At 71.0% G+C, this 25721-nt stretch carries 24 protein-coding genes and 1 riboswitch; of the genes, 12 read left to right on the top strand and 12 right to left on the bottom strand.

Annotated features, from left to right (window positions below; translation table 11 throughout):
• Positions 1–95 precede the first annotated feature (95 nt).
• The 7 genes from ACFXGX_RS15775 to ACFXGX_RS15745 all read left to right on the top strand — a co-directional run bounded on the left by ACFXGX_RS15775 (position 96) and on the right by ACFXGX_RS15745 (position 9583).
• Complete coding sequence (locus ACFXGX_RS15775; protein WP_355774139.1) at positions 96–359, top strand: DUF3311 domain-containing protein; 264 nt, start codon at positions 96–98, stop codon at positions 357–359.
• Entirely contained in the window at positions 356–1966 is a 1611-nt protein-coding gene (mctP, locus tag ACFXGX_RS15770) for a monocarboxylate uptake permease MctP (protein WP_384790440.1), read from the top strand. Before ACFXGX_RS15775 ends, mctP begins: the two co-directional genes overlap by 4 nt.
• A gap of 261 nt (positions 1967–2227) precedes the next feature.
• The gene (locus ACFXGX_RS15765; protein WP_384790437.1) at positions 2228–2746 is read left to right on the top strand and encodes a GNAT family N-acetyltransferase; all 519 of its coding nucleotides are present in this window, start codon (positions 2228–2230) and stop codon (positions 2744–2746) included.
• Between the two features lie 41 nt (positions 2747–2787).
• Positions 2788–2937: riboswitch (cobalamin riboswitch) on the top strand.
• Positions 2938–3068: 131 nt separating this feature from the next.
• Positions 3069–5450 (top strand): ribonucleoside-diphosphate reductase subunit alpha, encoded by a 2382-nt coding sequence (locus tag ACFXGX_RS15760; RefSeq protein ID WP_384790433.1) that lies wholly within the window; start codon positions 3069–3071, stop codon positions 5448–5450.
• The gene (locus ACFXGX_RS15755) at positions 5450–6463 is read left to right on the top strand and encodes a ribonucleotide-diphosphate reductase subunit beta (RefSeq protein ID WP_384790430.1); all 1014 of its coding nucleotides are present in this window, start codon (positions 5450–5452) and stop codon (positions 6461–6463) included. The genes ACFXGX_RS15760 and ACFXGX_RS15755 overlap by 1 nt, the downstream gene beginning before the upstream one ends.
• Positions 6464–6849: 386 nt before the next feature.
• Entirely contained in the window at positions 6850–8940 is a 2091-nt protein-coding gene (locus ACFXGX_RS15750) for a putative Ig domain-containing protein (RefSeq protein WP_384790427.1), read from the top strand.
• Between the two features lie 103 nt (positions 8941–9043).
• Positions 9044–9583 carry a hypothetical protein gene (locus tag ACFXGX_RS15745; RefSeq protein WP_384790424.1) on the top strand — a complete coding sequence of 180 codons (540 nt, stop codon included), beginning with the start codon at positions 9044–9046 and terminating at the stop codon, positions 9581–9583.
• 102 nt (positions 9584–9685) lie between these two features.
• On the opposite strand, the gene ACFXGX_RS15740 is transcribed toward ACFXGX_RS15745, so the two are convergent.
• The 10 genes from ACFXGX_RS15740 to ACFXGX_RS15695 all read right to left on the bottom strand — a co-directional run bounded on the left by ACFXGX_RS15740 (position 9686) and on the right by ACFXGX_RS15695 (position 19895).
• Complete coding sequence (locus ACFXGX_RS15740) at positions 9686–11056, bottom strand: cytochrome P450 (protein WP_384790421.1); 1371 nt, start codon at positions 11054–11056, stop codon at positions 9686–9688.
• On the bottom strand, positions 11053–12132 hold the full coding sequence (cyc1, locus tag ACFXGX_RS15735; protein WP_384790418.1) for an epi-isozizaene synthase: 1080 nt from the start codon (positions 12130–12132) through the stop codon (positions 11053–11055). Before cyc1 ends, ACFXGX_RS15740 begins: the two co-directional genes overlap by 4 nt.
• A gap of 342 nt (positions 12133–12474) precedes the next feature.
• The gene (gene def, locus ACFXGX_RS15730) at positions 12475–13125 is read right to left on the bottom strand and encodes a peptide deformylase (protein WP_384790415.1); all 651 of its coding nucleotides are present in this window, start codon (positions 13123–13125) and stop codon (positions 12475–12477) included.
• A gap of 59 nt (positions 13126–13184) precedes the next feature.
• Positions 13185–14165, bottom strand: a complete 981-nt coding sequence (locus tag ACFXGX_RS15725) for a hypothetical protein (protein WP_355771394.1) — start codon at positions 14163–14165, stop codon at positions 13185–13187.
• Between the two features lie 153 nt (positions 14166–14318).
• Positions 14319–15530, bottom strand: coding sequence for an HD domain-containing protein (locus ACFXGX_RS15720; RefSeq protein WP_384790462.1), 1212 nt, complete (start codon positions 15528–15530; stop codon positions 14319–14321).
• Between the two features lie 83 nt (positions 15531–15613).
• Positions 15614–16972, bottom strand: coding sequence for an HD-GYP domain-containing protein (locus ACFXGX_RS15715; protein WP_384790411.1), 1359 nt, complete (start codon positions 16970–16972; stop codon positions 15614–15616).
• A 188-nt stretch (positions 16973–17160) separates the two neighbouring features.
• Positions 17161–17463: a mycothiol system anti-sigma-R factor gene (gene rsrA, locus ACFXGX_RS15710; protein ID WP_103548068.1), complete on the bottom strand. Its 303-nt coding sequence runs from the start codon at positions 17461–17463 to the stop codon at positions 17161–17163.
• On the bottom strand, positions 17460–18152 hold the full coding sequence (sigR, locus tag ACFXGX_RS15705; RefSeq protein WP_326790805.1) for an RNA polymerase sigma factor SigR: 693 nt from the start codon (positions 18150–18152) through the stop codon (positions 17460–17462). The genes rsrA and sigR overlap by 4 nt, the downstream gene beginning before the upstream one ends.
• Before the next feature lie 255 nt (positions 18153–18407).
• Positions 18408–19034, bottom strand: coding sequence for an alpha/beta family hydrolase (locus ACFXGX_RS15700; RefSeq protein ID WP_384790407.1), 627 nt, complete (start codon positions 19032–19034; stop codon positions 18408–18410).
• Between the two features lie 45 nt (positions 19035–19079).
• Entirely contained in the window at positions 19080–19895 is an 816-nt protein-coding gene (locus ACFXGX_RS15695) for an SOS response-associated peptidase (protein WP_384790404.1), read from the bottom strand.
• A gap of 50 nt (positions 19896–19945) precedes the next feature.
• On the opposite strand from ACFXGX_RS15695, the gene ACFXGX_RS15690 reads away from it, so the two are divergent.
• The 4 genes from ACFXGX_RS15690 to ACFXGX_RS15675 all read left to right on the top strand — a co-directional run bounded on the left by ACFXGX_RS15690 (position 19946) and on the right by ACFXGX_RS15675 (position 23695).
• A complete protein-coding gene (locus tag ACFXGX_RS15690; protein ID WP_384790401.1) occupies positions 19946–20677 on the top strand; it encodes a M50 family metallopeptidase in 732 nt (243 codons plus the stop codon).
• A gap of 200 nt (positions 20678–20877) precedes the next feature.
• Positions 20878–22218 carry a 3-phosphoshikimate 1-carboxyvinyltransferase gene (gene aroA / locus ACFXGX_RS15685; protein WP_384790398.1) on the top strand — a complete coding sequence of 447 codons (1341 nt, stop codon included), beginning with the start codon at positions 20878–20880 and terminating at the stop codon, positions 22216–22218.
• A gap of 16 nt (positions 22219–22234) precedes the next feature.
• Positions 22235–23248: a ribosome small subunit-dependent GTPase A gene (gene rsgA, locus ACFXGX_RS15680; protein WP_384790395.1), complete on the top strand. Its 1014-nt coding sequence runs from the start codon at positions 22235–22237 to the stop codon at positions 23246–23248.
• Positions 23249–23371: 123 nt separating this feature from the next.
• Positions 23372–23695, top strand: a complete 324-nt coding sequence (locus ACFXGX_RS15675; RefSeq protein WP_382787604.1) for a DMT family transporter — start codon at positions 23372–23374, stop codon at positions 23693–23695.
• Positions 23696–23740: 45 nt separating this feature from the next.
• Here ACFXGX_RS15675 and ACFXGX_RS15670 read toward each other — a convergent pair whose 3' ends face one another.
• Positions 23741–24349, bottom strand: coding sequence for a TetR/AcrR family transcriptional regulator (locus ACFXGX_RS15670; RefSeq protein WP_384790392.1), 609 nt, complete (start codon positions 24347–24349; stop codon positions 23741–23743).
• 228 nt (positions 24350–24577) lie between these two features.
• Here ACFXGX_RS15670 and hisN point away from each other — a divergent pair, with 228 nt between their 5' ends.
• Positions 24578–25378, top strand: a complete 801-nt coding sequence (hisN, locus tag ACFXGX_RS15665) for a histidinol-phosphatase (RefSeq protein WP_384790389.1) — start codon at positions 24578–24580, stop codon at positions 25376–25378.
• A 99-nt stretch (positions 25379–25477) separates the two neighbouring features.
• Here hisN and ACFXGX_RS15660 read toward each other — a convergent pair.
• Positions 25478–25721: tyrosine-type recombinase/integrase (locus ACFXGX_RS15660; RefSeq protein WP_384790386.1), on the bottom strand; the 244-nt coding region annotated here is incomplete at its 5' end.

Genomic DNA, 25721 nt, shown 5'->3' with positions numbered 1-25721 from the left:
ACCGGCCGCCGCGCTGCGGTGTTCCCTAAAGCCGGACCGTCCCCTAGATTGCCTGCGCGTTACCCAGGTGATCGACGAGGGGACGGAGTCGCACGATGTCAGACCTACCCGAAGTGAAACCACCAGTGGTGACACCGGTACGCGTGGTGATCGCCCTCTGTCTGCTCGCGCCCTTCGTGGCGATGCTGTGGGTCGGCTCCTACACGAAGACCGACCCGGCGTTCATCGGTGTCCCGTTCTTCTACTGGTACCAACTGCTGTGGGTACCCCTCTCCACCCTGCTGACGGTGATCGCCTACCAGTTGTGGCGGCGTGACCAGCGGGCCCGTACCTCCGCGAAGGGGGGTGCGGAAGCATGAACGACGGTGTGAACGGCGTCGCTCTCGGCGTCTTCATCTTCTTCTTCCTGGCCGTCACGGCCATGGGCTTCCTGGCCGCGCGCTGGCGCAGGGCCGCCGACGAGCACACCCTCGACGAATGGGGCCTGGGCGGACGGTCCTTCGGTACCTGGGTGACCTGGTTCCTGCTCGGCGGCGACCTCTACACGGCGTACACCTTCGTCGCCGTGCCGGCGGCGATCTACGCGGCGGGCGCGGCCGGCTTCTTCGCGGTGCCTTACACGATCCTGGTCTATCCGCTGATCTTCACCTTCCTGCCCCGTCTGTGGTCGGTCTCCCACCGGCACGGCTATGTGACGACCTCGGACTTCGTGCGCGGCCGTTTCGGCTCCAAGGGCCTGTCCCTCGCCGTGGCCGTCACCGGCATCCTCGCCACCATGCCGTACATCGCGCTCCAACTCGTCGGCATCCAGGCCGTCCTGGACGTGATGGGCGTGGGCGGCGGCGACAGCACCAACTGGTTCGTCAAGGACCTGCCGCTGCTCATCGCCTTCGGCGTGCTGGCCGCGTACACCTACTCCTCGGGGCTGCGGGCCCCCGCGCTGATCGCGTTCGTGAAGGACACCCTGATCTACATCGTGATCGCGGTGGCCATCATCTACATCCCGATCAAGCTGGGCGGCTTCGACGAGATCTTCAAGGCGGCAAGCGCCAAGTACACGGCCGCGGGAGCCGGCGGGATCGTCCCCGCCGAGGCGGGCCAGTGGACGTACGCCACCCTCGCGCTCGGCTCGGCGCTGGCGCTGTTCATGTATCCGCACTCGGTCACCGCGACGCTGTCCGGCCGCAGCCGGGAGGTGATCCGCCGCAACACCACGATCCTGCCGCTGTACTCGCTGATGCTGGGCCTGCTCGCCCTGCTCGGGTTCATGGCGATCGCGGCGGGCGTGAAGGTCACCAACGGCCAGCTCGCCATCCCCCAGCTCTTCGAGAACATGTTCCCCGACTGGTTCGCGGGCGTCGCCTTCGCCGCCATCGGCATCGGCGCGCTCGTCCCGGCGGCCATCATGTCGATCGCGGCCGCGAATCTCTTCACCCGCAACATCTACAAGGACTTCATCAACCCGGCCGCGACCCCGCGGCAGGAGACCCAGGTCTCCAAGCTGGTCTCGCTGCTGGTGAAGGTGGGCGCGCTGGTCTTCGTCCTGACCATGGACAAGACCGTCGCGATCAACTTCCAGTTGCTGGGCGGCATCTGGATCCTGCAGACCTTCCCCTCGCTGGTCGGCGGTCTCTTCACCCGCTGGTTCCACCGCTGGGCGCTGCTGGGCGGCTGGGCGGTCGGCATGCTCTACGGCACGATCGCCGCCTACGGGGTGGCCTCCCCGACGCAGAAGCACTTCGGCGGCAGCTCGAAGGAGATCCCCGGCATCGGGGAGATCGGCTACATCGGTCTGACGGCGTTCGTCCTGAACGTGACCGTGACCGTCGTCCTGACCTTCGCCCTCAGGGCGCTCAAGGCCCCGGAGGGCGTGGACGAGACCTCGCCCGGGGACTACACGGCCGACGCGGGCGACCCGAACGTCGAGACGGAGCTCCCGCCGGCCACGGCGGACGCCAGTCACTAGGAGTGCGGCACCTGTCCGGCCGCGAGGCCACCGGGCAGGTCCCGGCGACAGCCGGGAACGACGGGCCGCCGGTGCAAACCCCGCGGGCCCGCGCCCTTCCGGGCGGGGACACTCGCCCGCCATGACCACGTCATACGGCCGGCGCGGCCCCGCGCGCGCGCGCCCCCGGCGCGCGCCCGCGCCCCCCCCCCCCCCCCCGCGCGGCCCCCCGCCCCCCCCCCGCCCCCCCCGTCGCCATGCCGGTCGGGCACACTCGCCCGCATGGACATCGTCATCCGGCCGGCGCGGCCCGAGGAGTACCCCGTCATCGGAGAGATCGCGGCCCGGGCCTATCTCGGGGACGGACTGCTCGACTTCGGGGAGAGCGACGCGTACCTCGGAACGCTGCGGGACGTCGCGGGGCGCGCGGCCGTCGCCGAGGTGCTGGTCGCCGCCGAGGGGGACCGGGTGCTCGGCAGTGTGACCTTCGCGACGGACGGCAGCCCCATGGCCGACTCGGCGCGCGACGGGGAGGCCGAGATCCGGATGCTCGCGGTCGCGCGGGAGGCGCGCGGCCGGGGCGCCGGCGAGGCCCTCGTGCGCGCCTGCGTCGCGCGGGCACGGGCCCTGGAGGGCTGCGGGCGCCTCGTGCTGTCCACCCAGCGCACCATGCGCAGCGCCCACCGCCTCTACGAGCGCATCGGCTTCACCCGCACCCCGGACCGCGACTGGAACCCCCTTCCGGAGCTCGACGACATCCGGCTGCTCACTTACGAGTTGACGTTCCGGCACGCTCCGTAGCGCTCCCGGACACAACATGTGGGGGCAGTCCCGAAGCCCGGCACAAGATGTATGCTCATGGTCGCTGTCGTCGCAGGGGAATCCGGTGCGAATCCGGAACTGTCCCGCAACGGTGTACTTGTGCGTGTTCGCGTCTGCGTGTGCCCGTACTCGCGTCAGTCCGAGGACCTGCCGACAGCGCGCCCCGGCCGTCCGGCCCGGGTGCCGACGACGTCCGGGCCTCGCGGAATGGGCCGGTGGACGCGGCGCGCTGCTGCCCGAAAGCGCTCCCGTGTGCCCCCTGCCCGCCCGCAAGGCCCCGTGCCGAGCGAGGAGAGCCCACGTGACCATCGCGCCAGCCGATCCGGCTTCTGTGACCGCGCCGCAGGCCCCGGTGGAGACCGACGGTCCCGGGACCGCGCTGCTGCGGACCCTGACGGATCTGACCGCCGACCTCCCCGACGCCGACCCCGGCCGGGTCGCCGCGGCGGCGCTGCGCGGCCGGTCCGCCCGCGCCGACGAGGCCGAGCTGCGCGAACTGGCCACCGAGGCGGCCGCGGGTCTCATCTCCGAGGACCCCGCCTATTCGCGGCTGGCCGCCCGTCTGCTCGCGGTCACCATCGCCGCGGAGGCCGCGTCCCAGGGCGTCACCGCCTTCTCCGAGTCGGTCGCCGTCGGCCACCGCGAGGGTCTGATCGCCGACCGTACGGACGCGTTCGTGCGGCTGCACACGGCCCGCCTCGACGCGCTGATCGACCTCGAGGGCGACGACCGCTTCGGCTACTTCGGGCTGCGCACGCTGCACTCCCGCTATCTGCTCCGCCACCCCATCACCCGCAAGGTCGTCGAGACACCCCAGCACTTCATGCTGCGGGTGGCCTGCGGTCTCGCGGAGGACGACACCGTCCGCTCCGTGGAGGAAGTCGCGGCGCTCTACCGGCTCATGAGCCGCCTCGACTACCTCCCCTCCTCCCCCACGCTCTTCAACTCCGGTACGCGGCACCCCCAGATGTCGTCCTGCTACCTCCTCGACTCCCCGCTGGACGAGCTGGACTCCATCTACGACCGCTACCACCAGGTGGCGCGCCTGTCGAAGCACGCGGGCGGCATCGGACTGTCCTACTCCCGCATCCGCTCGCGCGGTTCGCTGATCCGCGGCACCAACGGGCACTCCAACGGCATCGTCCCGTTCCTCAAGACCCTCGACGCCTCGGTGGCCGCGGTGAACCAGGGCGGCCGGCGCAAGGGCGCGGCGGCGGTCTACCTGGAGACCTGGCACTCCGACATCGAGGAGTTCCTGGAGCTGCGCGACAACACCGGTGAGGACGCCCGGCGTACGCACAACCTGAACCTCGCGCACTGGATCCCGGACGAGTTCATGCGCCGGGTGAACGAGGACGGCGTCTGGTCGCTGTTCTCCCCCGCCGACGTGCCGGAACTGGTCGACCTGTGGGGCGACGAGTTCGACGCCGCGTACCGCAAGGCCGAGGAGGCGGGCCTCGCCAGGAAGACCATCCCGGCCCGCGATCTGTACGGCCGCATGATGCGCACCCTCGCGCAGACCGGCAACGGCTGGATGACCTTCAAGGACGCCGCCAACCGGACCGCCAACCAGACGGCGGAGCCGGGCCACACGGTCCACTCCTCGAACCTGTGCACCGAGATCCTGGAGGTCACGGACGACGGGGAGACGGCGGTCTGCAACCTGGGTTCGGTCAACCTGGGCGCGTTCGTGACCGGCGGGGACATCGACTGGGAGCGGCTCGACCAGACCGTGCGCACCGCGGTGACCTTCCTCGACCGCGTGGTGGACATCAACTTCTACCCGACCGAGCAGGCGGGCCGCTCCAACGCCAAGTGGCGTCCGGTCGGCCTCGGCGCGATGGGCCTCCAGGACGTCTTCTTCAAGCTGCGGATCCCGTTCGACTCGCCCGAGGCCCGCGCCCTGTCCACCCGGATCGCCGAGCGGATCATGCTCGCCTCGTACGAGGCCTCCGCGGACCTCGCCGAGCGCAACGGACCGCTCCCGGCCTGGGAGAAGACCCGTACCGCCCGTGGCGTGCTGCACCCGGACCACTTCGACGTCGAGCTGAACTGGCCGGAGCGCTGGGCGGCCCTGCGCGAGCGGATCGCCTCGGTCGGCATGCGCAACTCGCTGCTGCTGGCCATCGCGCCGACCGCCACCATCGCCTCGATCGCGGGCGTGTACGAGTGCATCGAGCCGCAGGTGTCGAACCTGTTCAAGCGCGAGACGCTCTCCGGCGAGTTCCTCCAGGTCAACTCGTACCTGGTGGCCGAGCTGAAGGAGCTCGGCGTGTGGGACGCGCAGACCCGTGAGGCGCTGCGCGAGTCCAGCGGCTCGGTGCAGGGCTTCACCTGGGTCCCGCAGGACGTCCGCGACCTGTACCGCACGGCGTGGGAGATCCCGCAGCGCGGCCTGATCGACATGGCCGCGGCCCGCACCCCGTTCCTGGACCAGGCCCAGTCGCTGAACCTGTTCCTGGAGACGCCTACCATCGGCAAGCTCTCCTCGATGTACTCCTACGCCTGGAAGGCCGGGCTGAAGACGACGTACTACCTGCGTTCGCGCCCGGCGACGCGCATCGCCCGCGCGGCCCAGGCGCAGGCGCGGCCCGAGACCGTCATTCCCGTCCAGCAGGCCGTCGACCCCGACGCCGTCGCCTGCTCCCTTGAGAACCCCGAGTCCTGCGAGGCCTGCCAGTAATGAGCTCAACCGAGAAGAACCTGCTCGACCCGGGCTTCGAACTCACCCTGCGTCCCATGCGCTACCCGGACTTCTACGAGCGCTACCGGGACGCGATCAAGAACACCTGGACCGTCGAGGAGGTCGACCTCCACTCGGACGTCGCCGACCTCGCGAAGCTGACGCCGGGCGAGCAGCACATGATCGGCCGGCTGGTCGCGTTCTTCGCGACGGGCGACTCGATCGTGGCGAACAACCTCGTGCTGACGCTGTACAAGCACATCAACTCCCCCGAGGCGCGGCTGTACTTGAGCCGTCAGCTCTTCGAGGAGGCCGTGCACGTCCAGTTCTATCTGACGCTGCTCGACACCTACCTGCCCGACCCGGAGGACCGCACGGCGGCCTTCGCGGCCGTCGAGAGCATCCCCTCCATCCGCGAGAAGGCGCAGTTCTGCTTCAAGTGGATGGACTCGGTCGAGAAGATGGACCGGCTGGAGACCAGGGCCGACCGCCGCCGCTTCCTGCTGAACCTGATCTGCTTCGCCGCGTGCATCGAGGGGCTCTTCTTCTACGGGGCCTTCGCGTACGTCTACTGGTTCCGCAGCCGGGGCCTGCTGCACGGCCTGGCGACCGGCACCAACTGGGTGTTCCGCGACGAGACGATGCACATGAGCTTCGCCTTCGAGGTGGTCGACACCGTCCGCAAGGAGGAGCCGGACCTCTTCGACGACCAGCTCCAGCAGCAGGTGACCGACATGCTGCGCGAGGCCGTCGAGGCGGAGCTGCAGTTCGGCCGCGACCTGTGCGGCGAGGGCCTGCCGGGCATGAACACCGACTCGATGCGGCAGTACCTGGAGTGCGTGGCGGACCAGCGCCTTCAGCGACTGGGCTTCGCGCCGGTGTACGGCTCCGAGAACCCGTTCTCCTTCATGGAGCTCCAGGGCGTCCAGGAGCTGACCAACTTCTTCGAGCGCCGGCCCTCCGCGTACCAGGTCGCGGTGGAGGGCACCGTCGACTTCGACGAGGACTTCTGACCGTTCCGGCGGTTGCGGTCGCTCTGACCGTCCGTCACCGATGAGAGCCGGGCCGCCCGTTGCGGCCCGGCTTTCGTCACGTACGGCCCCCGCGCCTCCAATCGGCGCCCCAATCCCCGTCCATGGAGCGGCAAAGTTCTTCCGGCACGGCTGTTCGCACGTCGTTCCCCCCGGTTACGTTCTGGCCGTCCCGCCACGCCACGCACCGCGGCACACCGGGACGACTGATTTGGCATGCCCATGACGTGTCTCTCCCTGTTCGTGCTACGCGCGTCACAGGCCGCCGTTTCAGAGCGCCGAGAACCCCACTTCCGGCCATGGCGTCACGAACGGCCCCACCCGGGCCCGAGCGGCACCGGCCTCGAACCGATGGAGGCGACACCCCCATGCGTTCCCAGCGCCCCACCCCCTCCGGCAGACCCGCCCGGAGCCTGCGAAGACTGCTCACCGCCGCCCTCCCCGCCCTGGCTCTCGGCGTCGCCGGGTTCGCCGCGGCCCCTCCCGCGGACGCCCGACCCGCGCCGACCCCCCACGTCTCCCGGGCCGCCCAGAACGCCGGTGCCCTCACCGACCCCGCCCGCCAGACGGTCCACGCGACCGGCAGGGCCGGCCAGAAGGTCGCGACCGAGCACCTGTGCGCCGAGGCGGCCAAGCCCGGCCGGATGTCCTGCTTCGCCCAGCGGCGCACCGACATCGCGCAGAAGCTCGCGGCCCAGGTCTCCCCCGACGCCGCCGCCGCGGTGTCCGGACTCAGCCCGGCCAACCTGCACAGCGCCTACAACCTGCCCTCGACGGGCGGTTCCGGCCTGACGGTCGCCGTGGTCGACGCCTACAACGACCCCAACGCGGCCGCCGACCTCGCCACCTACCGCTCGCAGTTCGGCCTCTCCTCCTGCACCAAGGCCAACGGCTGCTTCAAGCAGGTCAGCCAGACCGGTTCGACGACCTCGCTGCCCTCGAACGACACCGGCTGGGCGGGTGAGGAGGCGCTCGACATCGACATGGTCAGCGCCGTCTGCCCCAACTGCAGCATCATCCTCGTCGAGGCGAACTCCGCGAACGACTCCGACCTCGGCGCCGCGGAGAACGAAGCGGTCGCGCTGGGAGCGAAGTTCGTCTCCAACAGCTGGGGCGGCTCCGAGTCCTCCTCGCAGACCGGCGAGGACACCTCGTACTTCAAGCACCCGGGCGTCGCGATCACCGTCTCCTCCGGTGACGAGGCCTACGGCGCCGAGTACCCGGCGACCTCCCAGTACGTGACCGCCGTCGGCGGCACCGCGCTGAGCACCTCCTCCAGCACCCGCGGCTGGACCGAGTCCGTATGGAAGACCAGCAGCACCGAGGGCACCGGCTCCGGCTGCTCCGCCTACGACGCCAAGCCGTCCTGGCAGACCGACACCGGCTGCGCCAAGCGCATGGAGTCCGACGTCTCCGCCGTCGCCGACCCGGCCACGGGCGTGGCGGTCTACGACACCTACGGCGGCTCCGGATGGGCGGTCTACGGCGGCACCAGCGCCTCCGCGCCCATCATCGCGGGCGTGTACGCGCTGGCCGGCACCCCGGGCTCCGCCGACTACCCGGCGAAGTACCCCTACTCCCACACCTCGAACCTGTACGACGTGACGAGCGGCAACAACGGCTCCTGCTCCCCGTCGTACTTCTGCACCGCGGCCACTGGCTACGACGGCCCGACCGGCTGGGGCACCCCCAACGGCACGGCCGCCTTCGCCTCGGGCACCAGCACCGGCAACACCGTGACGGTCACCAACCCGGGCAGCCAGTCCACGGCCACCGGCGGCTCGGTGAGCCTGCAGACAGCGGCGAGCGACAGCGCCGGCGCGAGCCTCACCTACAGTGCGACCGGGCTGCCGACCGGCCTGTCGATCAACAGCTCGACCGGTCTGATCTCCGGCACCGCGAGCACCGCTGGCACGTACGCGGCCACCGTCACGGCGAAGGACGCCACCGGCGCCTCCGGTTCGGCCTCCTTCACCTGGACCGTGAGCACCTCGGGCGGCGGCACCTGCACCTCGGCGCAGCTTCTCGGCAACCAGGGCTTCGAGTCGGGTGCCACCGTGTGGAGCGAGACCAGCGGGGTCATCACCAATGACACCGGCGAGGCCACGCACGCCGGCTCGTACGACGCCTGGCTCGACGGGTACGGCTCGACCCACACCGACACGCTGTCCCAGTCGGTGACCGTCCCGTCCGGCTGCAAGGCCACGTTCACCTTCTACCTGCACGTCGACACGGCCGAGACCAGCACCAGCACGGCCTACGACAAGCTCACCGTCACCGCGGGCTCCACCACGCTCGCGACCTACTCCAACCTCAACAAGGCTTCCGGGTACGCCCAGAAGAGCTTCGACCTGTCCTCCTTCGCCGGTTCGACCGTCACGCTGAAGTTCAGCGGCGTCGAGGACTCCTCGCTCCAGACCAGCTTCGTCGTGGACGACACCGCCGTCACGACCGGCTGAGTCACTCCGGGGCCCCGGTCGCCGAGGCGGCCGGGGCCCTGTCGTGCCCGGGAAGGGATCCTGATCCGCCGGTGGCACGTCCAACCCTCGAGGAGGCCACCCCATGCGCCGAACGACTCACACCCGGACCATCGCCCTCGCCGCCCTGGCCCTGCTGCTCGCGGGCTGCGGAACGCAGGGCGGAGACGACGCGGGCGCCGGCGGCACCGTGTCCGCGTCCCCCACCGGCGGCACCACGTCGCCGTCCCCGACCGACGGCACCGTGTCCCCGTCCCCGACCGGCGGCACCGCGTCGCCGTCCCCGACTCCTTCGGGTCCGGACTGCGCGAACGCCACGGCACAGCTCGGCGCCGCCGACACGGGCCACACGTACTGCCTGGCCCCCGGCGACACGATCCGGGTCCTGCTGGACGGCACCACCCGCCGGCCCTGGAAACCCGTCAAGAGCGACGGCGGCGCCCTGGCGGCCACCAACGGCGGGATCGTCCTCCAGCCGGGTGACGCGTCCGCGGCCTACCGGGCGGTCTCGGAGGGAACGGTCACGCTGACCTCGTCCCGCCCGATGTGCCCGAGCGATCCGGCGCGGATGTCCTGCAAAGGCCTTCAGGAATGGACGGTCACCGTGGTCGTGCCGAAAGCCTGACGACCGCGGCGCACGTCCAGGAACCCGAGGGCGGCCCGGACGTGCGCCGATGGAGATGCGGGGCCGGTCACCCGCCGACGGGGGCGGAGGATCCGGGACGCTCTAGCGCGGCCGGGCCTTCAGCCGCAGGCCGTGGGGACGCAGAGTGATGCCGACGCGGGTCGCGCCGCTGGACCCGGACACCGGCTCGAAGCGCCACCGGGACGCCACGGTCGCGGTGATCAGGGAGAGCAGTGCCATCGAGAAATGGTCGCTCGGGCACTTGCGGTTGCCCACGCTGAAGGGGCGCATCGCGTACTTCGGGATGTCCGTGGAACGTTCCGGAAGCCAGCGGTCGGGATCGAAATCCAGATGCTCCTGGTACGACCGGGGGTCGCGCTGGATCGCGTACGGGCTGTAGACGATGTCGGCACCGGCCGGAATCCGATAGCCGCCCAGCTCGGTTTCGGCCACCGCGCGCCGCGTCAATATCCATACGGCGGGGCGTAAACGCATCGCCTCGACGACGACATTGTTCGTGTGGGACAGCTTCCGGACGTCGGCGAATCCGACGGGCCGGTCTCCCGCGACGGACCGGACCTCCGCGGCCACTTTGTCCGCCTGTTCCGGATGTTCCGTCAACACCTGAAGCAACCACATGATCGTGGATGCGATGGTTTCGCTGCCCGGGGTCAGTATCGCGACGACTTGGTCGTGGATCTCCTGTTCGTCTATGGGGTCGCCGTCGTCGTTCTTCGCTTCCAGCAATGCCGTCAGCAAATCGTCCGGCTTTTGACCAGATGCCCGCCGCTCGTCGATGATCTCGTCGACAAGCGCGTGCAGATCGGCCAATGCGCGGTCGAATGCGCGTATCGAGGGAAGCGGAAGCCGGTAGAGCGGTCCCGCGGGTATCACCATGCGGCGGTACATGCCGCGGAACACGGTGGCGAGCGCGACGCTCAGCCTCTCGGCGCGCTCGTCCATGAACCGCCCGCGCAGCAGACAGCGGGCGGCGACACGGACCGCGACACGGAACGACTCGGAGGTGCAGTCGACGGCCGCGCCGCTCTCCCAGCGCTCCGCGAACGCCTTCGACTCCTCCTCCATGATCGGGCCGTACTCGGGGATGATGTCGGCCCGGAACGCGGGCTGGATGGTCCGGCGCTGGCGCCGGTGCTGCGCCCCGTTGGCCGTGGCGACACCCTGCTTGCCCAGCAGCCCTTCGAGCGACTCCCACAGGGGGCCGCCTATCTCGTAGTCGGGGCTGAGCGCCAGCGCGCCGGTGAGCGCGGGGGTGGTGACGGCGTACACCGTCTTGGGTCCCATCCTGAGCCGCACGACGTCACCGTGGTCGCGCAGCCGGGCGAGGAAGCCCAGCGGATCGCGGACCAGTTTCCAGCCGTGCCCGAGGACGGGCACCCCACCACCCGCGAGGGGCGGGACGGACAGCTCCCGCACCTCGGGCATCTCGGGTCGTACCGCATCGACGGTCATTTCTCACCTGCCGCTTCATTGTTGACGTACGGGGGTGTGGAGCGGTCGTCCCAGTTGTCGACCATGTACCGGCCCGACTCGTGGTGGAACCAGTACACGGAGCTGAACCAGTTCCGCATGTTTCCGAGGCACGCCCTGACGGCGATGCTCGTCTCTTTTCCCCGGACCGTGCCGTCGGCGAGTAATTCGGCGAGCCGTGAGACGTCCTTCTCGGCGTCGAGGAATTGTTCCACGCATTCCTCGACGCGCCGCCTCACTTCGATGACGGCTTCTTCGAGTGTCAGCCCCTGATGGTGAATGAGACTGATTCCGAGATTGTGGACCTCGTCGCCCGCTATTTCCTTGGGGAGCGAGCAGAGGTCGTTGTACCAGGCGGCGAATTCCTGACTGAGCAGTGCCGCCCTTCGGAATGCCGGATGCCGCCGGACTTCGGCGGGGAGTTCACGGCCCGCGCTCGGTTCCAGAAGGTCGGTCCAGATATGGTGCGCGAAGGTGAGCCGACGGAGTTCCAGGTATTCCGGAACCGTGGGAACGGTGCCGGAGGTCCGGTTCCGGAACTCCCGGTCGTACGCGTCGATCACCGCGTGGAAGTGGCGCGCGAACCGTTTGTTCCAGTTCTCGCCGAGGAACGAGTACAGCCGCACCATGCTGTCGGCGAACCCCGCCACCAGGGGATCCTGGTGGTGCAGATGGTCTCTGGGGGCGTCGAGGGCCGCGTGAAGCCGGAGCCTGAGCTTCCGCCAGGCGTTCGCGCGGCCGTGGACGACATCGCGGTCGTGCCGGTCGTCCCAGACGAAGAACCACGCGCTGTAGTCCGCTATCGCTTGCAGGACCTCGTCGGGGGCGCCTATGTAGTAGCCCGCCATGAGGTCCGTGTAGCACAAGCCGTCGGCGTACTCCTCGACCTTGTCCGCGGGCATCAGCCGTTTTTCGAGCAGCCAGCTCCTGGTGTTCTCCTGGAGCGTCGGCCAATACGGGTGCAGTTGACGGGGAAACTCGGACTCGATCACCGGGAGATAGAGCGCCGGTGGAACCGCGAGCGCTGTCGATGGAGAGCCGTATGAGAAAGCACGCACGAACAAACCCCTCTCAGCCGCCTGTTGACGTCACGCCCCTCCCGCTGTGCCGGGCGCGCGCGCCGTTGCGTATCCCCGCACTTCCCATTCAGCACCACAACTGACCGTTCTGGGAACGGATTTGGCCCACTGACTACTCGACCATGCCGAGAATCTCCCCTTGTGTGACTGAATCTGGATCACTGTAGGAGCACAAGGGATCGAACATGCGACGTACATGCGAACGGTGCCTGGTCAGGAGGATCACCTGTCCAGACACCGTTCGAGTGGGCCCACGAGAGACCGCGCGTCACGCCGGTCAATTTATGTCACAGCGGCGCGGGGCGCCCGGCGAGCAAAGGCTCAGCCGTTCGCCACGGTCGCGTAGCGCGGCTCGTTCTCGGCCATCTGCCGCAGCGCGTCCTTGCGGTCGCGCTTGGAGAGCCGGTCGATGTACAGGTAGCCGTACAGGTGGTCCGTCTCGTGCTGGAGGCAGCGCGCGAAGTAGCCCGTACCGCGCAGCCGGACCGGGTTGCCCTTCTCGTCCTGGCCGGTGACCTCGGCGTAGTCCGGGCGGGCGAGCGGCGCGTAGGCGGTCGGCACGGACAGGCAGCCCTCGTTGCTCTCGTCGAGCTGACGCCGGTCGGCGGGCAGATCGACCGGCTTCGGGTTGCAGACCACGCCGACGTGCCGGACACCCTGGTCGTCCTGGCAGTCGTAGACGAAGACCTTCAGGTCGACGCCGATCTGATTGGCAGCCAGACCCACGCCCTCGGCGGTGCGCTGGCTCGCGAACATGTCGGCGACCAGCTGGTCGAGTTCGTCCCCGAACTCGGTGACGTCCTTGCACTCCTTGTGCAGCACCGGGTTCCCGACCACCGTGATCGGACGCGAGGTACCGCGCTCGCGGTAGGCGCTCTCGCGCTCCTCGGCGTCCTCGGTGTCGATGACGAAGCCGTCCTCGTCCACGGGGAGCACGCCCACGTGCTGCTGATCGGTTTCCTGCTGCGCCATGACGACGTACGCCTTCCTCAGACTTTGTGATTTCCTGCGCCTACAGCCTAAAGGTGCGCTCAGCAGACCTCTTCCAGATCCCGCCAGTCCCGGGAGTCCGGGCTGTCGGCGACCCAGCCGTCGAGCAGGCCGCGCACCAGCGAGGCCGGTGCCGCGAGACCGCACTCCCGCTCGGGCACCCAGAGCTGCCCGTCGGTGCGATGGCCGAGCGGACCGGGGTGCCCCGGCTCGCTGTGGTCGTGCGGGTCGAGGTGTTCCTCGTCGCCCTCGTCGGAGGGCATGCGGGACTCGGAGCACATCCGGCACAGCAGCCGTACGGACGACGACCAGTCCTCCGCGGCGAAGCCGGCGTCGGCGGCGAGCTGCTCCAGCGCGTCCCGGTCCTCCTCGGTGGCCGCCTCGAGGAGGACGACCCAGGTCGGCACCGGTGAAGGCGCCCACAGCTCGATCTCGTCGAAGACCGGGTAGGCGTGCCCGGCGGCGGTGGTCCGCTCACCGTGCGGAACGCCGTCGTGAAGCACGACCTCACCCCAGCGGCGCCCGGAGGACGGCAGTGGGATCGACAGCACCTCGACGCGGGCGGGGTCCAGCCGGCGCCCCCACACCACCTCGGCCTCGCCCTCCGGCGAGAGCCGCACGGCCGCGCTGCCGAGGTCCATGCCCATGGGTTCGCCGGAGACGGCCGCGCCGCCGGGCACCCGCAGTCCGTACGCCTGCCAGGAGCGGCGCGCCAGCGGCCAGTCCTGCAGGGCGGTGGCCGCGATCCCCACGTTCCACCAGTCGGGTGCGCCGGTCTCCCGGTCGAGCAGGGCCACGGCCCGCAGGCCCGCCGCCCGCGCCTGCTCCCAGTCGTGCCGGAACTTGTGCAGCAGGGCCAGGTTGAACCAGGACTCGGACAGCCAGGGCTCCAGGTCCGCGGCACGTGTCAGCAGCGCCCCCGCGTCCTCGTACCGGCCGTCGCCGATCAGCGTGAACGCACGGTCGGTGGCCTGCCGCCATGAGGCGGAGGGCCGGTGTCGTCCCTTGCCGAAGATCCTCACGATTCCCGCCTGCCAGTTCCTTGCGTTGCCCGCCTGCCGGTGCCTCGAAGAGTCCCTGGGAGGCAGTGCAGCCCCGGGCCGGCCCGCGCCCCCTGACACCCTCTCCCTCGCATCCAACCACGTACCTTCGGACGGCCGCTCATTACCCATGGGTTACCCAGCCCTGGGCAAGGTCAGACCGGCCCGGGACAGGACCCGGGCCAGTGACTCCACGACCTCCGGCTGGTAGTCGCGGGCGGTGGCCAGCCGCAGTTTCTCCAGCGCGGTCAGCGGCCCTGTGGGCCCTGCTGCCCTGGCCATCTCCTCGTATGCGTTCACCGTCCGCACGATGCGCGCGGTGACCGGCTGGTCCCGGTACGGGTCCGCCTGCCGCTCCACCACGACGGCGACCTCGGCCTCCACCCCGGTCTGCCGGACGACGGCGCCGCCCAGCAGCGCGATGCGCCGCTGCTCGGCCGCCGGGAGCGCGGCGGTGGCACCCGCCGGTACCGGGTCGACCAGGCTGAGCTGCCCGATGTCGTGCATCAGCGCCGCGTACTCCAGGACGGTCAGGTCGGGCTCGGACAGGCCCAGCTCACGGCCCACGGCCCTGCTGAGGGCGGCCACCCGGCGGGCGTGCCCGGCCGGTGTGTACCCGGCGATCTCGGTCGCACGCGCGAGGGAGGCGATGGTCTGCCGGTAGGTGACCCGCACGGCCGCGTAGCGCCGGAAGGAGAGCTGGGTGAGCAGCAGCGGCAGGGAGAAGACGGGCAGCGCCCACAGTCCGACCACCGCGACGGCGAGCGCCATCACGGCCCCGGTCGCGCACACGGCCGAACCGATCCCGAGGGTGGCCCGCAGCTCGTCGCGCAGCAGCGGCCCGAACGGCCACCGGGTCCGCGCGTGGGCCATGGCCGCCGCGAGCACGGCGTCCCACAGGGTGGTGAGGACCAGCAGCGCGACCAGGAGCAGGGCCTGGGCCGAGCCGCCCCACTCCAGCAACCTGCCCCGGTCGTAGAGGGGTTGGAAGCAGACGGCGGCGAAGGCGACGGTCAGGACGCGGCGGGCGAGATGGTCGGGCGTCGGCGCGTCCCCCCGCGCCACGTGCGGGACGCAGCCGATCAGGGCCGCCGCCACCACGACGGCGACGACCTGGAGGACGCCGTGGTCGGTGCGGTGCCCGGCGTTCTCGCCGAGCAGCGCGTACGCGAGGGCTCCGGCGGCCCCGAGGGGTGCGGACTCGCGCTGCTCGGCCCCGCTCCACCGGGCGAGCTCGCCGACGGCTATGAGCAGGCCGAAGGCCAGCGCCGTGCCGCGTTCGTCGATGCCCTCCCAGAGGGTGACGCCGAGGGCGAGCAGCGTGAGGACGAGGGCGAGGGCGCGCACCGCGGTGAGCGGGGCGGGGGCTCCGCCGGCCGACGCGGGACGGGCGGTACGGACGGGGGCCTCCGGCCGGGAGGCGGTGGCGCTCACGGCGCGCTCCGCCCGACGGCATCGGACGGATGCGTCGGCGGCATGCCGGGCAGGCCCGCCGGGGCGGTGTCCGCGGTCACCGCGGGATGCCAGCCGTGCCGGTCGAGCGCCCGCACCAGCGCCGCCACCATCCGGGGGTCGAACTGCGTGCCCGCGCACCGCCCCAGTTCCTCCAGGGCCGCCCGCACCGGGCGGGCCCTGCGGTAGGAGCGGGTCGAGGTCATGGCGTCGAACGCGTCGGCGACGGCCACCACCCGGGCGAACTCCGGGATCTGCGGCCCCGCGAGACCGTACGGGTATCCGCTTCCGTCCAGCCGCTCGTGGTGGTGCAGGATCGCCGAGCGGGCCTCGCCGAGGAACCCGATCCCGCGGACCATCTCGTGCCCGTACTCGGGGTGCAGTTCGATGACTTGCCGCTCCTCGGGGGTGAGCGGTCCGTCCTTGCGCAGCAGCCGGGTGGGGACGCCGAGTTTGCCGACGTCGTGCAGGATTCCGGCGAACCGCAGCACCTCGACCCGCTCGTCGTGCATGCCCAGCTCACGGGCGATCATCACGGACGCCCGGCCGACCCGCTCGCTGTGTCCGCGGGTGTAGCCGTCCTTGATGTCGACGGCCTGGACGAGTGCGCGGATGGTGGCCTGGTGGGCGGCCCGTTCGCGGTGGTACTGGGCGAACACCCAGCAGGACACGTACATCGGCAGCAGGACGAGCAGCGCGGCGACGGGTCCGTACGGGCTGCGCCAGAGCACCGCCATCATCAGCCCGGCCAGGCCGTGCACGGCGACCGGGGCCAGCGAGCGCGCGAAGAGTCCGTGCCAGGCACCGCGCACCGGAGCGCGCTCGGCCAGCGCGAGGATCCCGCCGTCGAGGACGGTGAGCACGGCGCAGAAGGTGAGCACCGCGGCCCCGGCGGGCACGAGCGCGTAGGGGAAGTCGGGCGTGTCGAGCGCGTCCCGGCCGCCGAGCGCCCCGTACGCCCGGGACGCGGCCCAGACGGCGACGGCGAGCTGTGCGGCGCGCCAGATCCGGCGCATGCCGCGCGGGCGCTGTTCGACCTGGGCGAGGAGCGCCCCGGGCAGCGCGACGAGGGCGGCGGCGGGCGGCGGCAGCAGAAAGGCGCCGGCCAGCAGCACGGGGAGGAAGGTGCCCATTCCCTGCGTGGTGTCGCCGCCGGGGGCGCCGGCTCCGTGCGGCCGGAGCCGCAGGGTGAGGCGCTCGCAGCCCGCGTACAGGACGGCGAGCAGCGCGACGATCTCCCAGGGCACGCTCAGGCGCGGCAGGGGGGCCAGACAGGCGAGCGCAAGGAGGACGACACCGGCCACGTACGCACGGGCCCACGCCGGAACCGATCCCATCCCCGTACCTCCCCCGTACCTCCCCCGTTGTCAGGGCGGAGCCTAGGGCGGGAGGAAGGGGGTGGGGACGGGTATGTGCTAATCCGCGGGCTCTGGGCCCGCGGATTAGCACGTTCGGGTGATAAAGGGAGGGCCGGGAGGCTTTCGATGCAGCCGACATGGCCCTTGTGGCGGAGGGCCGCCCGGAGTCAGGACTCCTGGGCCGTCGCGGTCACGTCGTGCTCGGGCACGGTCTGTCCGGAGCGGATCAGATCGATGCGGCCCATGACCTTGGCCCGCAGGTCGGTGGGCACGTCGTCGTGGCCGCAGCAGCGCTTGACCAGCTTCTTGACGGCCTGTTCGAGGCCGTACTTCTCCAGGCACGGAGAGCACTCCTCGAAGTGCACCTCGAACTTGGTGCAGTCCGCGTCCGGCATCTCATGATCGAGGAACTCGTACAGATGATCGAGTACCTCACTGCAATCCGTCTCGTGCGGCTCTCCGCAGCTCATGAGCCCGAGCCTTTCGCTTCGTTCGACTCTCCGGCGCCGGCGGGAACGAGCCCGCGGTCACGGGCGTAGTCCTCCAGCATGCCGCGCAGTTGGCGACGGCCCCGGTGCAGTCGGGACATCACCGTCCCGATGGGTGTCCCCATGATGTCCGCGATCTCCTTGTACGCAAAGCCCTCTACGTCCGCGAGATAGACGGCGATACGGAATTCCTCGGGGATCGCCTGCAGCGCTTCCTTGACGTCCGAGTCGGGCAGGTGGTCCAGCGCCTGCGACTCGGCGGAACGGAGGCCGGTCGACATGTGCGACTCGGCACGCGCGAGCTGCCAGTCCTCGATCTCCTCGGCCGCGCTGCGCTGGGGTTCGCGCTGCTTCTTGCGGTACGAGTTGATGAAGGTGTTGGTGAGAATGCGGTACAGCCACGCCTTGAGGTTCGTGCCCTCGCGGAACTGATGGAAGGACGCGTACGCCTTGGCGTACGTCTCCTGCACCAAGTCCTCGGCGTCGGCCGGATTGCGTGTCATGCGCAGGGCGGCCGAGTACATCTGGTCGAGGAATTCGAGCGCGTCCCGCTCGAAGCGCGCGGTGCGCTCGGCGGAAGTCTCCGCCGTCGCGTCGCTCGTGCCCTGGCCCTCGGGCTGCTCCGCCTGGCCGTTTTCGGTCCCTGCGTCGGTCCCAGTGACCGGACCCACCTCCTCCAGCGACGTAGCGAGACCGAGACCGGTCCCACTGGAATCGGAGGATAGACGAACATCATGCCCGCCCGCCGCCCGAATCGGGGCGTTCTTGCCCGCGTGCAGCACCGTCCAGTCCAGGTCAGCGCGGCTGCTGCGGCTCGGGCAGAAGGTCGAACCCATGCGGCGGACTTCCTCTCGTACGAACGGTGCAGCACGCTGCGTGCTGTCTGATCCGCACAACAGAAGTCCGTCACTCTGCATTCCCGGCCGTCACCCGAGTGACGCGGCCCACCCCACGACACCGTCCGTGATGATCTTCAACGCCTCCTCCTCGCCGAGCGGAGCCCGCTTCGGGACGGCGAAGCCGTGATCGCCGTAGGGCACTTCGATCAGCTCGTACGAGCCCGGCGGGAACTCCTCCGGCCGGCCGAACGGGTCGTTGCCGCCCTGTACGACGAGTGTGGGCACCCCGGCGCCGAGCAGCTCGGCGGCACGGGACTTCTCCGGCCTGCCCGGGGGGTGCAGCGGGAAGCTCAGCGCGAGGACGGCGGCGGCCCCCAGTTCGGTGGCCGTCCGGCACGCGACCCGGGCGCCGGCGCTGCGACCGCCGGAGATCACGGGCAGCCCCTGCTCCGCCAGCGCCGGCCACACGCCCCGCCATCCCACGTCCAGCGTCTTCGGCGCGGGGGCCACCTTCTTCCCGGCCACCCGCCAGGGCTGTTCGACGAGTGCCACGCTCACCCCGTGGGCGGGGAGCACCTCCGCGAGCGCCCGCAGGTCCCGGGCCTCGATGCCGCCGCCCGCGCCATGGCTCGCGGCGAGCACGAGCCGCGCCTCCGCCGCCCGGTGCCAGGTGATCCGGGCCGTACCGGCGCCGGTCTCGATGGTCTCGCTCACGTCGCTGATCCTCGCCACGTCGGAAGGCCGCTGATCCTCGTCACGTCAGAAGAGTGTGCCCTCCTCGGGCCCTTCGAGCTCCTTCAGCAGCTCCGCGCCGTTGTTGCGGACGTTGCTGACCGCGGTGGAGACGGGGTACGCGCGCATCAGCCCGGTGGGCGGCGGCGCGAGCAGGTCACGGAGCTCGTCCGGGTCCGTGCGGGCGGGGTCGAGCCAGTGGTCCCAGCGGTCGGGGGTGAGCATCAGGGGCATCCGGGGGTGGATGTCGGCCAGTGTTCGCGGGCCCTCGGCGGGGCCCAACGCGAGCGGTGCCGTCTCCGCCTCGGTCGTGATGACCGAGCAGGTCACCCACCAGGCCAGCGGATGCTCGTCCGGCAGGGTCCGGTCCCGCCAGAACTCGTACAGTCCCGCCATCGCGAAGACCGATCCGTCCGCCGGCGTCACGAAGTACGGCTGCTTGCGGGGCCGCTTCTTCCTGCCCTCGACCTCCAGCTCGCGCTCCGCGCCGCCGGTGACCCATTCGTAGTAGCCGTCGGCGGGGATGACGCAGCGCCGGGCACTGAAGGCGCGGCGGTACGAGGGCTTCTCATGCACCGTCTCGGCGCGCGCGTTGATCATCCGGGCGGCGCCCTCGGGCGTCTTGGACCAGGACGGGACGAGTCCCCACTTGAGCCGGCGCAGCTGGCGAACCGGCCTCGGGCTGTCCGCGTCCTTCACAGGGCGGTCGAGGACGACGTAGACCTCCTTGGTCGGGGCCACGTTGTAGTCGGGCGCCAAGGTCTCCTCGGGATCCCAGTTCTCGACCTCAAAGGTTGCTGCGAGATCCTCGGGTCCACGACTGGCTGCATACCGTCCGCACATACGTGCAACACTGCCAGATTCCGCGCCGCGAAAGGGAGCCACCGCCGACAATGGACAGCACCGCATCCACCTCGCTGGCCTCGCTCAGCTCCCTGTGGGACGAGGTGTTCGGCACACAGCCGGACCCCGACCTGTGGGTGGTGATCGCCACCATGGTCGCGGCCCTCGCCGCGATCGTCCCGCACGGCGTGTGGCGGGTCTCCCGCAACGCCATCACCATCGCGCACGAGGGCGGCCACGGCCTGATCGCGCTGCTCACCGGGCGCAGCCTCAGTGGCATCCGGCTGCACTCCGACACCAGCGGCCTCACGGTCAGCCGCGGCAAGCCGACCGGCCTCGGCATGATCCTCACCGCCTCCGCGGGGTACACCGCTCCCCCGCTGCTCGGGCTCGGCGGCGCCGCGCTGCTCGGCGCCGGCCACATCACCCTGCTGCTGTGGGTGGCCACGGCCCTGCTGATAGCCATGCTGGTGATGATCCGTAACGCGTACGGCGCGCTCACCGTGATCCTCACCGGCGGCACCTTCCTGCTCGTGTCCTGGCTCGCCGGACCCCAGGTGCAGGCCGCGTTCGCGTACGCCGTGGTGTGGTTCCTGCTCCTCGGCGGTGTCCGTCCGGCCTTCGAACTCCAGGCCAAGCGGAGGCGCGGCGGCGCGGGCGACTCCGACGCCGACCAGCTCTCGCGGCTGACGCACGTACCGGCCGGGCTGTGGCTGTTCCTCTTCCACGCCGTGTCGCTGTGCTCGCTGATGGGCGGCGGACGCTGGCTGCTGGAGCTGTGAGCCGCTGCCCGCAGCGGCTCTGATGTCGCACTCCAGGGGCGCGGCATCGTCCGAAGGGCCCGACGCCGGCCGACGTGCCCTGAGCCGCGCCGTGACCCGCCCGGTGTGCCCCGGGGCACGCCCGCCCGGCGCCCCAAGCGGGCGTCACCGGCGGTGACGGACCCGCGGCTGCCCGGCGCCCTGCCACTAAAGTGGGGCGCATGACCGTGAACCCCGCCCACACCGCCCTCTGGCCAGCCCCGCACGCAAGCGGAGCCGTCGACGCGACGGTCCACGTGCCGGGGTCCAAGTCGGTCACCAACCGCGCTCTCGTCCTGGCCGCGCTGGCCTCCGAACCCGGCTGGCTGCGCCGCCCGCTGCGTTCCCGCGACACCCTGCTGATGGCGGGCGCGCTCCGCGCGATGGGCGTCGGCATCGAGGAGACCGTCGCCTCCAGCTCGACGGTCGCGGCCGGCCCGGACGCCTCCGGCGAGGCCTGGCGTGTCATCCCCTCCGGCCTGCGCGGCCCGGCCACGGTCGACGTCGGCAACGCCGGCACCGTCATGCGCTTCCTGCCTCCCGTCGCCGCGCTCGCGGACGGCCCCATCCGCTTCGACGGCGACCCGCGGTCGTACGAGCGTCCGCTGCACGGCGTGATCGACGCGCTGCGTCTGCTCGGCGCCCGGATCGACGACGACGCCCGCGGCGCGCTGCCGCTGACGGTGCACGGCGGTGGCGCCCTGGACGGCGGCCCGGTGGAGATCGACGCGTCGTCCTCCTCCCAGTTCGTGTCCGCCCTGCTGCTCTCCGCCCCGCGCTTCAACCAGGGCGTCGAGGTCCGGCACACCGGCTCGACCCTCCCGTCCATGCCGCACATCCGGATGACCGTGGACATGCTGCGCGCGGTCGGCGCCCAGGTGGACACCCCGGAGTCGGGCGGTGAGCCGAACGTGTGGCGGGTGACGCCGGGCGCGCTGCTCGGCCGCGACCTGATCATCGAGCCGGACCTGTCGAACGCCCAGCCGTTCCTGGCCGCGGCGCTGGTGACCGGCGGCACGGTCGTGATCCCCGACTGGCCCGCCCACACCACCCAGCCCGGCGACCGGCTGCGGGAGATCTTCACCGAGATGGGTGGTTCCTGCGAACTGACCGAGGCCGGACTGCAGTTCACCGGTTCGGGTGCCGTCCACGGTATCGACGTGGACCTGGGCGAGGTCGGTGAGCTCACCCCGGGCATCGCCGCGGTCGCGGCGCTCGCCGACTCCCCCTCCACCCTGCGGGGCGTGGCCCATCTGCGGCTGCACGAGACGGACCGGCTGGCCGCGCTCACCAAGGAGATCAACGAACTCGGCGGCGACGTCACCGAGACCGCCGACGGCCTGCACATCCGGCCGCGCCGGCTGCACGGCGGCATCTTCCACACGTACGACGACCACCGCATGGCGACGGCCGGCGCGATCATCGGGCTGGCGGTGGAGGGCGTCCAGATCGAGAACGTGGCGACGACGGCGAAGACCCTGCCGGACTTCCCCGATCTGTGGACCGGAATGCTCGGGAACTGACGGGCGGACCTGGATCATGCGCCGTTACGGCAAGAACACCGACGAGGACGACATCCGCCAGCGGCCGAACCGCAAGGGCAACCGTCCGCGTACGAACATCCGCCCCAAGCACGAGGAGGCCGTCGAGGGCATGGTCCTCACGGTCGACCGCGGCCGGCTGACCTGTCTGGTCGAGGACCGTGCCGTGACGGCGATGAAGGCACGCGAACTGGGCCGCAAGGCCGCCGTCGTCGGCGACCGGGTGGCCATCGTGGGCGACCTGTCCGGCGAGAAGGACACCCTCGCCCGCATCGTCCGCATCGAGCCGCGCACCTCGGTCCTGCGCCGCACGGCGGACGACGACGACCCGTACGAGCGCGTGGTCGTCGCCAACGCCGACCAGCTCGCCATCGTCACCGCCCTCGCGGACCCCGAGCCCCGCCCCCGGCTGATCGACCGCTGTCTGGTCGCGGCCTTCGACGGCGGTCTGACCCCGCTGCTCGTGCTCACGAAGTCGGACCTGGCCCCGCCGGACAAGTTCCTGGAGCTGTACGGCGCGCTCGACATCCCGTACGTGGTGACCAGCCGCGAGGAACTGCGGACCGAGGCCGCCGCCGACCGGGTGCGCGAACAACTGGACGGCAGGATCACGGCGTTCGTCGGTCACTCGGGCGTCGGCAAGACGACCCTGGTGAACGCGCTGGTGCCGCCCGAGCGGCGCCGGACGACCGGTCACGTCAACGCGGTCACCGGCCGCGGTCGGCACACGACCACCTCGGCGCTGGCGCTGCCGCTGGGGGGCAGCGCCGGGGGCTGGGTGGTGGACACCCCGGGTGTCCGGTCCTTCGGACTGCACCACGTCGATCCGTCCCGGGTCATCCACGCCTTCCCCGATCTGGAACCCGGCACCGAGGGCTGCCCCCGCGCATGCAGTCACGACGAACCCGACTGCGCGCTCGACAAGTGGGTGGCCGACGGCCACGCGGACCCGCAGCGGCTGTACTCGCTGCGCCGTCTGCTGTCCACACGGGAGCGCCGCGAGGGCGACTGACGTCCCCGTGTTTGCGTACGGCCGCCGTCGGTAAGGGCTTCTCCGGGTCGGTGAATGCATAATCGCACCGAGCCGGTCCGGACCAGCCGAAGCCGTCGACGTGCGAATGCGGGAGGACAAGACATGGCGTGGCTGCTGGTCGTTGTGGCGGGACTGCTCGAAACCGGCTTCGCCGTCTGCCTGAAGCTCTCCCACGGCTTCACCAGATTCTGGCCGACCGTCGCCTTCTGCGTCTTCGCCCTCGGCAGCTTCGGCCTGCTGACCCTCTCCCTGAAGAAGCTCGACGTCGGTCCCGCCTACGCGGTGTGGACCGGCATCGGCGCGGCCGGCACCGCCATCTACGGCATGATCTTCCTCGACGACCTGGTCTCGGTCCTCAAGATCGTCTCGATCAGCCTGGTCATCATAGGCGTCATCGGGCTCCAGTTGTCGGGGTCCGCGCACTGAGTCCACACCCTCCGGGAGCCGTTGAGCGCCGAGGCGCCCCGCCCCTCAGACCCCCAGCCGGTGGGACGGCGCGAGCGCGGTTCTGACCAGCTCCACGACACCGCCCCGGGCGGGCGGCGCGACGACACACGACAGCGCGAGCCTGGCCACCAGTTCGCAGGACCGTGCGACCTCGGGGGTGTCCGCCCGGGACAGGGCGAGCGCGGCGACCGCGCGGTCGCGGACGAGTGCCACGAAGTCGGCGGGCGAGGGCAGGGGTCCGTCGGCCCGCCGCTGCGCCGGCACCGCGGACGACGAGGGCACGGCGGACAGCCCGGGCGAGGGCAGCCGCTCGCTCCAGCATCCGGTCAGCATCGCCCGCACCAGCGCGTTGCTGCGGGCCGTCGACGCGGTCCACTCGGCGGTCGCGGCCAATCGGTCCCGCGCGTCCGTGTGCGCGGCCAGGGCCCGGTCGACACCGGCGAGATAGGCGTCGGCCTCCCGTCGTACGAGGGCGCGCGCGAGGCCTTCCTTGCTCCCGAACTCGTTGTACAGCGTCTGGCGTGACACTCCGGCCACCGCGGCCACGTCGACCATCCGCACCGCGGACCACGGCCTGCGCGCGAGTGCCGTATAGGCGGCGTCCAAGAGCGATTCGCGCGCTGCGGGCATCATCGCCTCCTCGGGGCGAGCGGCTCTGGAGCCAGATTTGACGCGTGCGGGAGCACTGTCAAGGGGTCGCGGCGGCCCCGAGGGGCGCGCGGCGCGACGCCCCGCGCGCCCGGACCGGCCCCAAGCCCCGGTGACGGGCCCTCTCGGAGGCACCGGGGGCGGGGCCCGGCCCCGTGATCGCCCGGCGGTCCTGTGTAGCCCCGTCCCGACGCGGGCAGATACGGTTCACCCATGCCCGACTACCGCGATGACCTGCGCCTCGCCCATGTCCTGGCGGACGCCGCCGACGCCGCGACGATGGACCGCTTCAAGGCACTCGACCTGAAGGTCGAGACGAAGCCGGACATGACGCCGGTGAGCGAGGCGGACAAGGCCGCCGAGGAACTCATCCGCGGTCATCTCCAGCGGGCCAGGCCGCGCGACGCGGTCCTCGGCGAGGAGTACGGCATCGAGGGCACGGGCCCGCGCCGCTGGGTCATCGACCCGATCGACGGCACCAAGAACTACGTCCGCGGTGTGCCGGTGTGGGCCACGCTGATCTCCCTGATGGAGGCGGGCGAGGGCGGCTACCAGCCGGTCGTGGGCGTCGTCTCCGCCCCCGCGCTCGGCCGTCGCTGGTGGGCGGCGAAGGGGCACGGCGCGTTCACCGGGCGCAGCCTGTCCTCCGCGACCCGGCTGCGGGTGTCCAGCGTCTCGCGGACGGCCGACGCGTCCTTCGCGTACTCCTCGCTGTCCGGCTGGGAGGACCAGGGCCGTCTGGACGGTTTCCTCGATCTCACGAAGGCGGTCTGGCGCACCCGCGGTTACGGCGACTTCTGGCCCTACATGATGGTCGCCGAGGGCTCGGTCGACATCTGCGCCGAACCCGAGCTGTCGCTCTGGGACATGGCGGCGAACGCGATCATCGTGACCGAGGCGGGCGGCATGTTCACCGGCCTCGACGGACGCCCCGGCCCGCACAGCGGCAACGCTGCCGCGTCGAACGGCATCCTCCACGACGAGATGCTGGGATATCTGAACCAGCGGTACTGAGGCAACTAGCGGTCTGAGCGGCATGTTTCCCCTGGCTTCATACCCCCTGGGCCGTCGTGGGGCCGTCATCGGTGGCCGGGCCGCCCCCGAAGGCCCGGTTCACCGCCTCCCGCGTCCGCTTCTCGGCATCACGTGGGTGTACGTCCGCAGCGTGAAGCCGGGATCGTGGTGTCCCAGGTACTCCGACAGAGCCTTGACGCTCTCCCCCGCGTCCAGCAGTACGGACGCGTAGAAGTGCCTCAGCGCGTGCATGCCGTTCACCCGGCCGCGCGGGACCCTCGCCTTGTCGATAGCGCGCACAAGCAAGAGGAGCACCCCTGCGGCGACGGGTGCTCCTCTTGCT

It is taken from the genome of Streptomyces sp. NPDC059371, assembly GCF_042751995.1.
Classification (GTDB): Bacteria; Actinomycetota; Actinomycetes; order Streptomycetales; family Streptomycetaceae; genus Streptomyces.
The sequence above is the reverse complement of the archived record's forward strand: the minus strand, read 5'-3'. Positions and strand labels throughout refer to the sequence as shown.